The following is a 14,549-nucleotide window of genomic DNA, read 5'->3' on the forward strand; positions in this document are numbered from 1 at the left end:
GCGATAAATAAAAAAAATATTCCAGTTGACCAATTTCCAGACTCAGTTTACCAACAACCAACCATTTCTTCAGTCAGAATACCACAACCTTCACCTTCAGTAGTCAATAATCCTCCTATCAAGAATGTACAACCAGCAACTCAGCCGAAAACAAAAAAGACAGAGATTAATTCTCAACCTTTAAAAGAGGCACCGGCAAAATTAGCGACTGTTACTTCAACAATTTCTGTACAACTAGAGGGAATATTGGAATCAGGTAATCAATCTGCGGCTTTATTTAACATAGATGGTAGCACTCGCAGGGTTAATCTGGGGGAAAATATTGGTGGTACAGGGTGGATACTAATAGAAATCAGTAACGCTGAAGCTATTATTCGCCGTCATGGTGAGAAAAGATCCATTTATGCAGGACAAAGACTATAAAAGCTTAAAAAGCTTACAGGAAACAGGTGAAAAAATGAAAAGGCTTGGAGGGTAAACCAAGCCCAACTTCACTCAGGGTAAAATATATCATACATTGTAGAGATGATTTATATTTTAATAATCCTTCCCAAGAGAGAAACTTGAAAATCTCAACCTTCACACAATACAGGGGTGGTAATTGTGCCATGATATCACTTAATTTTGTCGCCATATTTTTATTCTCCTTTGTCTTTTAATTCCTGAAGATGGGAGTCAAATCTTTTATCTGCTTTTGTAATTAATTGTTTGTAAAATCGTAAGTATTCAGCTATAGCACTTGTTCATGATCAGATCCCCGACTTCTTTTATTGATTGTGTCCATAAATGATAAATTGCTCATAAAAGTCGGGGATCTTTTTCCCTCACCTGAAATCTTTCCCAATTCTGAGATAATTAATTAGATGAACGAGAAAATTACTCCCTTCCCACACAAAGATAACTGATATTTTTTCTCCGTGTCCTCTGTGTCCTCTGTGGTTCGTTTAAAAAAAATAGTAATCTAACAACAGTAATACCAAGAATAATTGTAGCTTGCTTCCCGAAGGGTACGCAGATAAACGCGGATAAACACAGATAAAGATGGATAATCAAAAATCAAAACATGATACTGTTAAAAAACATCCTGCAAATCCTTAAATCCTGGACATCCTGATTCAGACAATTGATTATGATGCTTCACTGGTAAAAGCCACCTTTCATGTACTTAATGATTGATATTATCTTGCGATTTCTGCTGTTTTGTTTCCATTTGTTTTAAAAACCGTTTCACTTTACGCTTTGATAGTAAAGGTTTTGGTATTACATCAGGTATTTTATAATCAATTGGTGCATTATTGTACCATTGATTCACTAAATCAACAATATTATTTATTGATTCATTGGTTAATTTTCTAAATTCTGGACTTCCATTACGTTTTAATTTGTTACCGTTTTCGTTATCAATAATTGGTTCGAGAATCCATTTGTAATACCCATTATCATTATCCAGAGTAAAGAAAAATAGACATATTGGAAAATTACACTTTGTAAATCGTGATTGCAGAACATTTATATCTGCTCCTTCTATATTGAAAATATCCTCATTTTGAATTATCTTAGGTGTAGATTTTACAGCTTTTATTTCCACACCAAAAAGCCTATTAATATCCTTACCATTTTTACTAATGGAAACTAGAACATCCAAATCATAATCTTTTTGATCTCTATAAATAATCAAATCATCACGTTCAGTTAAAGATACTATTGCTAAAGCTTTTGAACGTAAACCAATATACCAAGGTTGTTCTGTTTGCATTGTTTCATCTCCATTTGAACTTGGAACTTAAATTTTTTTGTTTATTCTGTGTATAAGGTTTCCAGAAATCATTGACTTCATTCCAAAGGATTTCTCTATTTTGTTTATCAATAGGAAATTCAGTAGATAGGCTTGAGAGAGATTTTAAATTTTCTCCATTAGCAGAAACTATATAACCTGTTTTTTGAATTTCATCAATTCCAACTATATAAGTTGGTGCTAGATAACATGCTATACCAATTACAGATTTTTTTTCTACTTTCACATTCAAACGGTTATCTTTTTTAGTATAACCTTGCCTAGTAGTTTTGACTTGTACAAAGAAATAGGGAATATATGAACCTGCACCTATTAACTCCACAATAAAATCAACATACTGCCATTTATCTCCTAAAAACTGTGGCTTAAAAATTGGACCCGCATCAGAGTGAAATTCTGTCATTAAAAGGCTAAATATCAATTCACCTCTTTGTCCTAGTGCATCCCTCATTTTCTTATATATACCCCTATCATAATTCAAGTTATAATTTTCTTCACACAATACAGGGTAGGCAATTTTGCCCACCCCATATAGATTTTACACAGTGATGCGAAACTACCTTAAACTATGCACCTTCCCGCAACTTATCCAACACACTGCGGTCTTCCAACGTCGAAGTATCCCCAGACACTTCCTGACCTGCTGCTAAATTCCGCAATAAACGACGCATAATTTTACCAGATCGCGTTTTCGGTAAAGCATCAGTAAACCTGATTTCAGCAGGACGAGCGATCGCCCCAATCTCACTTACAACGTGCTTTTTCAGTTCCTTACTTAACTCCTCACTGGCCTGATAAGTACCCTCTAAAGTTACAAAAGCTACAACTTCCTCACCCTTCAATTCATCCGGTTTACCCACTACAGCAGCCTCGGCCACTGCCGGATGAGACACTAGGGCTGATTCTACTTCCATTGTTCCTAAGCGGTGTCCAGAGACGTTCAGGACATCATCTACGCGCCCCATGACCCAGAAATAGCCATCTTCATCCTTCCTCGCACCATCGCCAGCAAAGTACGTATATTTACCATCTGTAGGCGGAATATGTTCCCAATAAGTCCGCCGGAAACGGTCAGGATCACCGTACACAGTCCGCATCATTCCTGGCCAAGGATGACGAATGGCTAAATAACCACCTTCATTATCAGGAACAGAATTACCTTCTAAATCCACTACATCCGCAATAATACCTGGAAAAGGTAGAGTCGCTGAACCGGGTTTTGTAGCAATTGCCCCAGGTAAGGGTGTAATCATAATCCCACCGGTTTCCGTTTGCCACCAGGTGTCCACAATCGGACAGCGTTCACCACCGATAATTTTTTGATACCATATCCAAGCTTCGGGGTTAATGGGTTCACCGACAGTTCCCAGTAATCTCAGGGAAGAAAGATTACGTTTATTAGGATGATGTTCACCCATTTTAATAAAGGCACGAATGGCGGTTGGTGCAGTATAAAAAATGGTCACGCCGTATTTTTCAATCACATCCCAGAAGCATCCAGGATTAGAAGCACGGGGCGCACCTTCATACATGACAGTGGTTGCACCGTTGGAAAGGGGTCCATAAACTATATAGCTATGTCCTGTAATCCAACCGACATCGGCAGTACACCAATATACATCTGTATCCTGAAGATCAAAAATCCATTTGGTAGTGATATGACTGTATAAGTTATAACCTCCTGTGGTGTGAACTACTCCTTTCGGTTTTCCCGTACTACCGGAAGTGTAGAGAACAAATAGCATATCTTCACTGTCCATTGGTTCTGCGGGACAATCCGCAGAAACGCCTTTTTGTAAATCGTGCCACCAATGGTCACGACCGGCTACCATTTGTATTGTTTGATTTGTGCGTTTGACAACTAGCACATCTGTAATACTGGGAACTGCATTGTTTTCTAAAGCCTTGTCTACCTGTTCTTTGAGGGGGACAATTGCATCTTTGCGCCAACCACCATCCGCTGTGATTACTATCTTTGCTTCTGCATCATTTAAGCGATCGCGTAAGGCTTCAGCACTAAAACCACCGAAAATAACGCTATGGGGTGCGCCAATTCTGGCACAGGCTAACATAGCTATGGCGGCTTCGGGAATCATAGGCATATAAATACCAATGCGATCGCCTTTTTTCGCGCCCAATTGTTTTAGTACATTAGCGAATTGACAAACTTCTCGATGTAATTGGGAGTATGTCAGAGTGCGAGAATCTCCCGGTTCTCCTTCCCAAATCAACGCAGCCTTATTTTTACGCCAGGTAGTGAGATGTCTGTCAAGACAATTGTAAGAAATATTAATCTTACCGTTGACAAACCACTTGACAAAAGGCGGTTGCCAATCTAGTACAGTGTCCCATTTTTGAAACCATTGTAACTCATTTTCTGCCAATTCTGCCCAAAATTGCTGAGGATCGGCTTTTGCTCGGTCATAAAGACGCTGATAGTCTGCTAAACTTTTGATATGGGCATTTTGCGAAAAATCACTGTCAGGTGGAAATAGCCGCTTTTCCTGTAAAATGGATTCTATAGTTGGTTGAGACATAGTAATGGATAAAAACGATATTGTGGCTAAAACTATTCTTAACTAAGTTGTACTAAATAATGTTGAAATTTTCATAAAGCTGCACTGAATGTAAAGATTATTTACTGATATGATTATCTAATCCTACTTTAGTAGGAAAATTAAACAAGGCTGAATTTATCAGCGCTGTAGTAAAATAAAATAATGATGATGTTTTTAACAATCTTATTTACCGATCAAGTTAGACATAAGCCTTTAGCAACTAAGTTAGTGTTTTACCATAGGATACAGTTTGCAAGCCAAAGAAATTAAGGATAAATTAAACCTACTGATTGAACAAGCCTCTGAAATAGATCCAAGTCTCATGACAAAATTAATAGAGATCAACCGTTGGATTAAACATATCAAGCTTGGTTCTTTGATGTCCAAACCAATTGTCGTGGCTTTTTTATTAGAAGTGATTACAGACTCTAGAGTTTGGTTAGCAATTAGATCTCTACCCTCCCCAGAAGAGCAAAAACTACAGTTTGAGCAAATGACCGCCAATGAAAGATATTGGTACGGTTATCTATTTCCTAAATGGATAAACGCCACAGACACCAAATTTTATATTTGGAAGAAAAAAATGATGGCAGGGGAATTTAATCAAGCTGATAGTGATATCATTAAATATATAGCTCAAGATATTGTCCATCGTGAAGGGGATTTTTGGCGGCGTTATATAGCTGACCTTTCTATGGCCACAGACCTTATTGTCAGTAATCATCAAAATAAACCACTCTGTATTCAAGTCACAAGTGTTAGTGAAGAATTTCATGCTCAAAAATATCAAAAATGGCAAAATGCACTGCAATTGTGGGAAATAGAAAGAGGATTATTCTTGAGTTATAATCCGCAAGAAAATGATTTTATTCAACAATTAGTCAATGTTGCACTGTATAACAGTGATCACCTGGCCGCAGGAAAGTATATGAATTTTTCCTGATTCCCAAATATTAAAATCGAAATCTGTGTCCTAGCCAACATCATTAATCTGCTGAAAATGCCATTTATGGTTAATCAACAACAAACTAATAGCAACGCTCAACTCGAAAATCTGACTGAAGCGTTAGCAGTAGCCCGGAATATGCAGCAAGATTGGTTAAATTATGGATTAAATTTTGTTCATATTTATGTAGAAGATGTAGAAAGTGATTGGTTAGAAACTTGGGGAGATGATCAAATATCTAGTCCGTTATTTGATGCTATTAAAGAATTTTTGGTTAGTGATGATGATGTAGCTATAAAAATTAGAAAGCATTTAGGAGATATATCATTGTTTGATTTAGCAGTAGATTTAGAAGAATGTTTCAGACTTTCTAGAGATAATGATCAAATATCCGCTGTCAAAGATGTATTAGCAGGTGACTTTGATATTGATGATCTGGAATTATTATATCTAGCTGATAATTTTGTCAATAAAGTGTCATCAAAATGTCACACAAAATTATAATCTTCAGTTCGTAGTCAGGGCTTCAGCCCTGATTTCAGTTCGTAGTCAGGGCTTCAGCCCTGATTTCAGTTCGTAGTTAGGGCTTCAGCCCTGATTTATGAGAATCACATTGAGACCAAAATAATAAATGTGTTAACCCCCTGGTTATGTAAACCGGGAGTTGAAAAGTAGATAAATACAAGTTTACAACCTTTGCAGTAGATTTAAACCGTGTGTGTCAGTACCACAGGTGTTAAATAAATTGAATTTCTCCGCTAATTCTTGTACCTCCTGGGTTTCCACAAGACTAGGTTTCCATGGTTTGGGATTACTGTAAGCGTAAAAAGTCTCCACACCATCAATTCCGTTATCTACGGCCGCAGGAATTAGATCAAAATGCGATCGCTTATACCGGGCTGGGTGAGCAAGTACGGCTAATCCCCCCGCTTCTTGAATGGCTGTAATCACGCTATTTGCTTGATAAGCCTTACCCACCACAGGTATTTTTTGTAAATAAGGTTTCATGCTGGGGTGTTCTGACTCAAAAGCATAAGCCAAAATGTGGACTTCAGTATCTAGCAAATTGGCGTTAATTTCCGCACCACTCCACAGGTATGGAGTATGTGTATCTGGATGACTGCATTTCCAATTTTCTAACCAAGCTTGGGCTACTTTGTAACCATCAATATTATGATGATCAGTGATTGCTAGACCTTTTAAGCCAATTGCGATCGCTTGACTCATCAACTCACTCGGTTCTAGTCTACCATCAGAGTGAACCGTGTGCATATGAAAATTAAATAACTGGGGACAACTTTGAGCATCAATATGTTGGAATACTTGCTTTAGTAGTTCCTTGGAAACAGTAGTCCGGGCAAAATTTATAACCATAACCCCTCTACACAAAAATTACATTTTTCTCAAAACGGGTATTACTTAATACGTGAGATATAACCAATACCGCTAAATGGCAATTACAGATACTTCTTTAAGTACACGAATGGATTTTTGCAATATGTCAATAGTATCTTAGCAAATATTAACGCTGAAAACGATGAGTATTTTTGATTACTTCCATCAGAGAATCTAAAGTTTGTATGTGACAACTCGTTATCCTGCTACAAATGAAACAGAAATTGACCACAATTGTTTTCAAAGTATAAAAGTCAATCTATGGGAACTCAGGAAAAATTCAGGTTTTCAAACCCATGGAGATGGGTTTTATGTGTATAGTCTAATACGGATAATTTAGACGTTTGGCCTTACAATAAATTAACTAATTCACCTGTTCCAGTTATCACTTCGCCAATTACATAAGCGGGAATATCCTGGGACTGAAAATGAGTAATCATTTGTTCTGCTTGTTGGGGTGGAACTAATAATACAAAACCAATACCCATGTTAAATGTATGATACATAGCTTCAGTACCGACAGAACCAGCCCCAGCTAACCAACGAAAGACCGGAGGAATAGTCCAACTGTCGGGTATCATTTTAATCGCTTGACCCTGATTTAAACATCTAGGTAAATTTTCTGGTAAACCGCCACCAGTAATGTGAGCCATACCATGAATTTCCGCACCAGATTGTAAAGCGGCTAAAACAGATTTAACATAAATGCGTGTAGGCGTGAGGCAAGTCTCACCAATAGATTTTCCATGTAGTATATCTGGTGTATCAGTCCATGCAAACCCGCCATCACTGACAATTTTGCGGACTAAACTCAACCCATTACTATGGACACCCGCACTAGCTAAACCTATAGCCACATCTCCTATTTGCACCTGAGAACCGTCTAACATTCGGCTTTTTTCGACAATTCCCACACAAAAACCAGCCAAGTCATATTCACCAATTTGGTAAAAACCGGGCATTTCCGCCGTTTCTCCGCCCAATAAAGCTGAACCGGCTAATTTACAACCTGTAGCTATTCCTGCGACTACCTGAGTTAATTGTTCCTTGTCTAATTTACCCGTAGCTACATAATCGAGAAAAAATAAAGGTTCTGCACCTGATGTTAAAACATCATTAACGCACATTGCCACCAAATCTATGCCCACAGTATCATGGCGGTTGAGAATTTGGGCTATTTTCAATTTTGTACCCACACCATCTGTCCCAGAAACCAAAACTGGTTCTTTGTAACCTGTGGGGAGTTGAAAGCAGCCACTAAAGCCACCTAATCCGCCTAAAACCTCTTTTCTGAAAGTGCTATGAACCAAATTACGAATTTGGTCTACAAAAGCTCTACCTGCTTCAACATCAACGCCTGCATCCCGATAATCCATGCTTAACTATACCGTTATCAATTGATTATTTAGGTTATGATTATCACACAATTTATTAATTTAGATCAATTATTGTATCCTAAATAATCAATCATTAGTCATAAAAATCTGGTAAATTAAGTGAGCAAGGAAATAACCCAATTTTATTATACAGCTAAACATAAACCAAATCAGTTAATTTATGGAAGTGGGCAAACTGCGTTAATTACCGGATGGACCGTAAAAGAAGCAGTCTATAAACACTTAAATAACAATGAATATGCTGTAATTGGACAATTATACTCACCAACAAGGGGTATAAATTTATTAATTCGTAATTTATTGTTAAATCCTCATGTTAGATACTTGGTTATTCTAAATGCTACCAAAGAAGATAAAAACGCAGGTGGTTGTCAATGTTTAGGTGATTTTTTCCGTCATGGTGTAGAAGAAAGTATTAGTGATATTGGGCGAAAATCTTGGGTAATTCGTTCTTTGATTCCGGGTTATATTGATATTGATATTAATATAAATGCCTTAGAAAAATTGCGTAACTCCATAGAAATTCAAGAAGTCATATCAATATCTGATGCTGTTGAAAAAGTTAAATATTATGCAAATAAAAAACCCGTTCCACCTTGGGGAACACCCTTAGAATTTCCCATGAACGTAACTGAATCAAACGTTTTTCCCGGCACAAGATATGGACACAGAATAGAAGGTAGAACCATTGCTGAAACTTGGGTAAAAATCATTCATAGAATTAAGACAACCGGGACAATTAGACCCACAGGTTATGATGGAACATGGCAGGAATTGATAGATTTAATGGCAATTATTACCGACGAACCCGATGATTTTTACTTTCCTGAACCCAACTATTTACCAATAGACAGGAGTTTTTTAAAAGAATATATATCTCAGATATTAGATAATGCAATCAATCAAGAAGGGGTAAAATACACCTATGGACAAAGGTTACGTTCTTGGTTTGGAAAAGATCAAATTGAACAAGTAATTGAAAAATTAGCCCATGACATTAATTCCGCAAGGGCTGTAATGTCCTTGTGGGATGCTAATCAAGATCATAACGATAACCCACCTTGCTTAAATCATATTTGGGTGAGAATAGTAGATAATGAACTATCTTTAACCGCGACTTTTCGTAGTAATGATATGTTCTCAGCATGGCCAGCCAATGCCATGGGATTAAGAGCTTTACAAAAGTATATTTATGATGCTTTAATTAATAAAACCGATCATGTATTAAAAATGGGAGCATTAATTACCATTAGTCAAAGCGCCCATATTTATGATGATTGTTTTGAAAATGTCGCTAACGTAATTTCATCTCAATATAGTAAAATTGCTCAAAGAAAAGACTATTTTGATCCTGCGGGTAGCTTCATTATTACCATTCAAAATAATCAGATTATTGTCGAACATACAACCCCCGGTTCTGGAGAAATAGTTAATTGTTACTCTGGTAAATCCGCACATAAAATTTCTCAGCAAATATTCACAGATTGTCCGGGTTTACAAATTTCTCATGCCATGTATTTAGGAGTAGAATTACAAAAAGCAGAAACGGCTTTACTAATGAAAGAACAGCTTATTTATGAACAAGATAAACCTTTAAAAAAGAATGCAATTCTCAAACAATAAAACGTATTTTTATTCCTCTGTGCGTCTCTGCGTGATCAAGAAAATTATAGTTAGCAATTAATAAAGTTATTGCTAACTATAACCACTAAAATTCTGACTAATTCAGTTAATCACATCTGGGCTATTTTTGTAACTCACAAAGTTGAAACTTACTGTAATTCATAGGCACAGATTCATATTCATCCCTGCTAGACAAATCCACAATTTCATATTCGAGATTATGCAAAGAATTTAACATCAAATCATCCCGATTTTGCCAAATTGTAAATATTTTCTCTCTACCATCATTTAAGGTTTTTAAATCAATTTGATAACCAGTATTTACTTGTTTTAACTTCAACCCCAATAAACTCAAAAGTCGGTTTAATATCTTAATTCCTGAAACAGCTTCTTTACCCCTAACTAGATCAATACCTAAAGCCCGTTTAATGTGTTTACTACTTTGCATAGCTACATTTTTCAACCACATCAAATCAGGATCATTTTCATTAAATACGCGCTGTAATTCCAGAAATTGTAGCATTCCTAAAGCCCGCATAGCTTCCACCTTGAGTGTATAAGTTTTTAAATCTGGGAGAAAAACTTTACCTTCTCCCCAAAATAATTGCTGATTCCATTCTTGCTGATCTTTTACATGAAAATATTCACTTTCATGAGTGAGATAATAATGAATTAACAATTGTCCATAATACCCCTTTTCATCCTGTAATTTGAGTTGGGGAGTAACGACAATTCCATACCTTTGTTTGAGGATATATTTATTAACTTGATGACGTTCTTCATGGGTGAGAGAATGTTTAGTTAATAGCTGTTCATATTCCATATAACCAATATCCCTAGCATTAGCGACAGCATTAGCATTTGCTAGTTGATTTTGCTGTTTAATGTCTTTGATTTTGCCTTTAATTTCCTTGGCTTTTTGACGACTTTGCGCCCAATCTTTTTGAACTTTAACAATTTCTAAAATTAATCGTTTGCGGTTTTCTAAATCACTAGGTTCAGTGGCAAAAAATGCCAAACGTAAATCGCGCAGAATATTATTTTGTACTTCATTACTTCGGATTTGAATGTGATGTCCATCAGTTATCAATCCCTCTTGCATTGATTGACGATAGAGACGAATAGAAGCATTAACTCTTGCAGATAATTTTGCCCAAGTGCGTAAATGAATGGGATCATAAACTAAAGGTAAATCCACATCTATTTTATGCAATGGACTTAGTAAAGCTAGGTTTTCTTTTTGGTTCTCTTGATACCAATGAGATAGTAAACGATAATTTGTACTCCCACTTCCAATTAAGCCAATACCCCGTTTAGCACACCAAATAATCCGGGGAACATCATCCCTAACTCTTGCTAAGGCTTGACGGGCTTCTGAGTCAGGAATCACCCCTTGAAAAATACCATAAACTCGGTCAAAATGTTGAACATCAATACTAATTCCTGTTCCCAAACTAGGGGTAACAAAAACCGTATGATAATCGCTAATTTTCTGATTAATAGCCGCTATAAAATCAACGGCTGCGTGACCGGGTGTATTAGTAGTATGACTGCTAATTACTAAGGTTTCGGGAAATTCTTTTTTGAGTTTTTGCAACCGTTCTCTTAAATAATGCTCAATAGTTTCACAACTGTAACGACCAGAACGACTATCAGTGGTTACATAGCATTTACGTCCAGCAATTAGATCTAATTCTAATTGATGAATGAGGGGGGTGGGATTAGGTGAATCATAAAAAGTTGTATCCCAACCTTTTTCCGGTTTCCATTCATTAATGACTATCCAAGGAGTTAATTTAATTGCTGCTAAAGTTTGTAAATACTCTAAAGATACATCTGATAAATCCGCATCTTGGGCAATTATTAAACCTCCAGTTGTGATCACTGTGGAAATTAATTGTTGGAAAATGCGGAGAATTTTCACTCGTTTTTGTTTACAGGTATCACTGTTGAGTAAATGCCATAATGATTGTTCAACTTCATCTAAAATTAATATTGCTCCTCGCCAATGTTCTGGTTTTAATTTCCAAATTGAATCTACACATAATCCTAAAGATGGTGTAGTTGCTAAGGGATAAGTAAGGGGTAATTCATCAGCTTCTATACTCCATTTTTCATGTTCAATTCCCCATTTAATGCCGATTTTATCACATAAAAACCGTCCTAAGATGATTCTATGGGTAATTAATAAAACTGGTTGATTGCGGCTTTTTGCTTGTTGAACAATGCTTTGCAATGCGGTGGTTTTACCTGTACCTTTAGCCGATTTTAATCCCACTAAGCCAGATGTGGGAAAGGGAATTTTCTCCAAATATGGACAGTTAACAGTAATTGCAGCGGGAATTGTTAACTCTGTGTGGGGTTTGGTTTGGGCAATGTAATTATCTAAATCTACACTTTGACGATAAATTTTATCAAATGCTGTTGCACCTTTAGCAATGATAAATTCATCAACTCCTTTTTCTTTTCCTGGAAGTTCTACAATTTTAACATGACAATTTTGTTGTTGTAATAAACAACCTAGTTGGGAAATGGCATTATTGACGGCGGCAATTTTTTTCTGTTGAGTTTCAAAATCAAAACAAATATGAAAGTCGCGTTTTGTGTTTGTGAATGCTGCTAAATCAGGTATTAATTGCCGACTGGTAACTTTGCCAAATTCGTTTTTAATAACTCGATAACCGCTATTAATACCAGGAATAGCAATAGCAACATATCCTTGGGTTAATAGTGCTGCGGCTTTTTTCACACCTTCACAAATGATAATGGATATCTTGTTTTTAATTACCCATTGCCAAAAACATTCGGCTTCACCGTCATCATTAATGGTGATTTTTTCCGGTATTTCTAAGTTGTAAAGTTGTCCAACTTGTTGCCAAATTTCTAAAGATATGCGTAAACAAAATATGCGTGTGGGTGTGCTGGGAGGGTGTTCATATTTGATTGATTTACCTTTCTGGTTTTGTCGCGGTTGGTTGGGTTTAAAACATCCCCATTCCATTTTATGCCAATTGTTGAGGGGATCTAGTCCAGAACACCACCAACCACCTTCGGTAACATGAGTATAACGCTGTAACCATGCACTTTTAATCATCCCTGTGTTGGTGCGGGGGAGTTTGTCAGAAATCAGCAGGTATTCATAAGCATTTGTGCTTTGAAGCGATTTAAAGTTTAAACAAATTAAGTCTAAATTTATACCACTGCTCTTGACTAATTCTTCAAGGTGTTGCGGATGTAAAGAATGCAGATGCATAAGCTGAAGCAGCTAAGGAATATCAGGAAATTAAAACTTTAACATGACTGGGCTGATTTTTTATAAAATAATTTTCTAAATTTAAGTGTTATTTTTTTAACTTTGTTTATATAAATACTTCTGTGAATATATCAAGGTTTGGTTTTAGCCATGAAACTGTAAAAATAATAAATTTGTATTATGATTATATATACATATAATTTTTACTTATACGTATTTGCTATTCTTAGTCAGATAGATTTTATGATATAAATAATAAACATGAAAATCTCTGGTAGGTACATTTATGAAAAACCTTTATGGAGAAACTGATCCTAGAGATATTCCCATCTACTCCATTAGTGATGCTGCAAAATACTTACGTATTCCGGTAGGTACAATTCGCTCTTGGACAGTTTCAATCTCAAATGGTTCTAATTTCTCAAAACCACTAATTTTAACTCAAGATATTAAACCTAAACTCCTTTCATTTACTAACCTCGTTGAAATTCATGTTCTTAGAGCTATTCGTAAACACCACCAAATGCAACGAGACAAGGTAAGAATAGCTCTTGATTATATTGAGGAAAAGTTTCAAGTATTACATCCATTAGCCAGTGAAAAATTCTCAATAAATGGGGTTGACTTATTCATAGAAAGATATGCTTCTTTGCTTAATGTCTCAGAAGATTGGCGAATAGATTTGAAAAGCAGTTTTAATACTCATTTTCAACGCATTGAGTTTGATAAAAATGGATTTGCTATGAAACTTTTTCCCTTTACTGCTTCTCAAGAGGAAAATAACCCCCGCATTGTTGTAATTGATCCTAGAATTGCTTTTGGTCGTCTTGTGATTGCTGAGACAGGAATTCCTACCATTGTTTTGGCTCAAAGATTAAAGGCTGGTGAGTCAATTCAGGATCTAGCTTATGATTATAAATGCGATCGCCTGAAAATTGAAGAAGCTATCCGCTGTGAACTACCTGCTGCATGAGTAAACCTGAATCAATTACCTTTTTTACTGATAGGTGCTTAGGTGCAGGAACTGTTCCAGAAAAACTGCGCCATGCAGGTATTCAAGTTGAAATTCATGATCAACATTTTGGTCAAGGCACTCAAGATGTAGACTGGCTACCAGAGATAGGTCAAAGAGGCTGGGTTGTTTTGACTAAAGATGATAGAATCAGCAGAAACAAATTAGAAAGAATTGCTGTTGCTCGCGCTCAAATAAAAATGTTTATTTTAACTTCCCAAGGTTTAAAAGGGGAAGAAATGGCAGAAATATTTATCAAAGCAACTGAACAAATGCAAAGATTTGTTCGTAAGCATCCTGCTCCATTTATTGCTAAAATTTATCGTGATGGTAAAATAATGTCTTGGAAAGACAGTCAGATGTTATTGGCAGAAATGCAGCAGTTTGATATTAACAATATCTAAGTGCTATAAAGGTTATAGAGTCTCTTTTATGGCTAATTTTCTCGCTCTGTCGGTGGGCATTGCCCACCCGACAATACTAAAAATTTGTCAGATACAGCACTTACCGGTGTTATGAGGTACATATTTAGCGGGCAAGATGCCCGCACCACAAGAGTTTCATGATTCA

11 protein-coding genes and 1 pseudogene are annotated in these 14,549 nt (G+C 36.3%); 6 read left to right on the top strand and 6 right to left on the bottom strand.

Annotation, left to right across the window (positions count from 1 at the left end; translation table 11 throughout):
- Positions 1-423, top strand: a pseudogene (locus ACIR131C_RS26840) (hypothetical protein); the annotation flags it as partial.
- A gap of 742 nt (positions 424-1,165) precedes the next feature.
- Here the strand turns inward: ACIR131C_RS26840 and ACIR131C_RS22990 are convergent.
- From ACIR131C_RS22990 to acs, 3 genes are read right to left on the bottom strand one after another with little or no spacing between them, the layout of a single operon-like run.
- Positions 1,166-1,756 (bottom strand): DUF4365 domain-containing protein, encoded by a 591-nt coding sequence (locus ACIR131C_RS22990; RefSeq protein WP_035372279.1) that lies wholly within the window; start codon positions 1,754-1,756, stop codon positions 1,166-1,168.
- A 4-nt stretch (positions 1,757-1,760) separates the two neighbouring features.
- Positions 1,761-2,321, bottom strand: coding sequence for a DUF4365 domain-containing protein (locus ACIR131C_RS0116315; protein WP_231395479.1), 561 nt, complete (start codon positions 2,319-2,321; stop codon positions 1,761-1,763).
- A gap of 40 nt (positions 2,322-2,361) precedes the next feature.
- Entirely contained in the window at positions 2,362-4,332 is a 1,971-nt protein-coding gene (gene acs / locus ACIR131C_RS0116320; protein WP_028091066.1) for an acetate--CoA ligase, read from the bottom strand.
- A gap of 271 nt (positions 4,333-4,603) precedes the next feature.
- Here acs and ACIR131C_RS0116325 point away from each other — a divergent pair, with 271 nt between their 5' ends.
- Positions 4,604-5,296 (top strand): hypothetical protein, encoded by a 693-nt coding sequence (locus tag ACIR131C_RS0116325; RefSeq protein WP_028091067.1) that lies wholly within the window; start codon positions 4,604-4,606, stop codon positions 5,294-5,296.
- Between the two features lie 66 nt (positions 5,297-5,362).
- Positions 5,363-5,803: a hypothetical protein gene (locus ACIR131C_RS0116330; RefSeq protein WP_035372281.1), complete on the top strand. Its 441-nt coding sequence runs from the start codon at positions 5,363-5,365 to the stop codon at positions 5,801-5,803.
- A 183-nt stretch (positions 5,804-5,986) separates the two neighbouring features.
- Here ACIR131C_RS0116330 and ACIR131C_RS0116335 read toward each other — a convergent pair whose 3' ends face one another.
- Positions 5,987-6,673, bottom strand: a complete 687-nt coding sequence (locus ACIR131C_RS0116335) for a PHP domain-containing protein (protein WP_028091069.1) — start codon at positions 6,671-6,673, stop codon at positions 5,987-5,989.
- Positions 6,674-7,044: 371 nt separating this feature from the next.
- Positions 7,045-8,070, bottom strand: a complete 1,026-nt coding sequence (gene purM / locus ACIR131C_RS0116340; RefSeq protein ID WP_028091070.1) for a phosphoribosylformylglycinamidine cyclo-ligase — start codon at positions 8,068-8,070, stop codon at positions 7,045-7,047.
- 120 nt (positions 8,071-8,190) lie between these two features.
- Here purM and ACIR131C_RS0116345 point away from each other — a divergent pair, with 120 nt between their 5' ends.
- A complete protein-coding gene (locus tag ACIR131C_RS0116345) occupies positions 8,191-9,714 on the top strand; it encodes a thymidylate synthase (protein WP_028091071.1) in 1,524 nt (507 codons plus the stop codon).
- A gap of 121 nt (positions 9,715-9,835) precedes the next feature.
- Here the strand turns inward: ACIR131C_RS0116345 and ACIR131C_RS0116350 are convergent, their stop codons facing one another.
- On the bottom strand, positions 9,836-12,967 hold the full coding sequence (locus tag ACIR131C_RS0116350) for a plasmid replication protein, CyRepA1 family (protein WP_028091072.1): 3,132 nt from the start codon (positions 12,965-12,967) through the stop codon (positions 9,836-9,838).
- A gap of 286 nt (positions 12,968-13,253) precedes the next feature.
- Here ACIR131C_RS0116350 and ACIR131C_RS0116355 point away from each other — a divergent pair, with 286 nt between their 5' ends.
- Positions 13,254-13,940, top strand: coding sequence for a DUF433 domain-containing protein (locus ACIR131C_RS0116355; protein ID WP_028091073.1), 687 nt, complete (start codon positions 13,254-13,256; stop codon positions 13,938-13,940).
- Complete coding sequence (locus ACIR131C_RS0116360; RefSeq protein ID WP_028091074.1) at positions 13,937-14,383, top strand: PIN-like domain-containing protein; 447 nt, start codon at positions 13,937-13,939, stop codon at positions 14,381-14,383. The genes ACIR131C_RS0116355 and ACIR131C_RS0116360 overlap by 4 nt, the downstream gene beginning before the upstream one ends.
- The last annotated feature ends 166 nt before the right edge of the window (positions 14,384-14,549 follow it).

Origin of the sequence: Dolichospermum circinale AWQC131C, from assembly GCF_000426905.1 — a bacterium.
GTDB lineage: Bacteria > Cyanobacteriota > Cyanobacteriia > Cyanobacteriales > Nostocaceae > Dolichospermum > Dolichospermum circinale.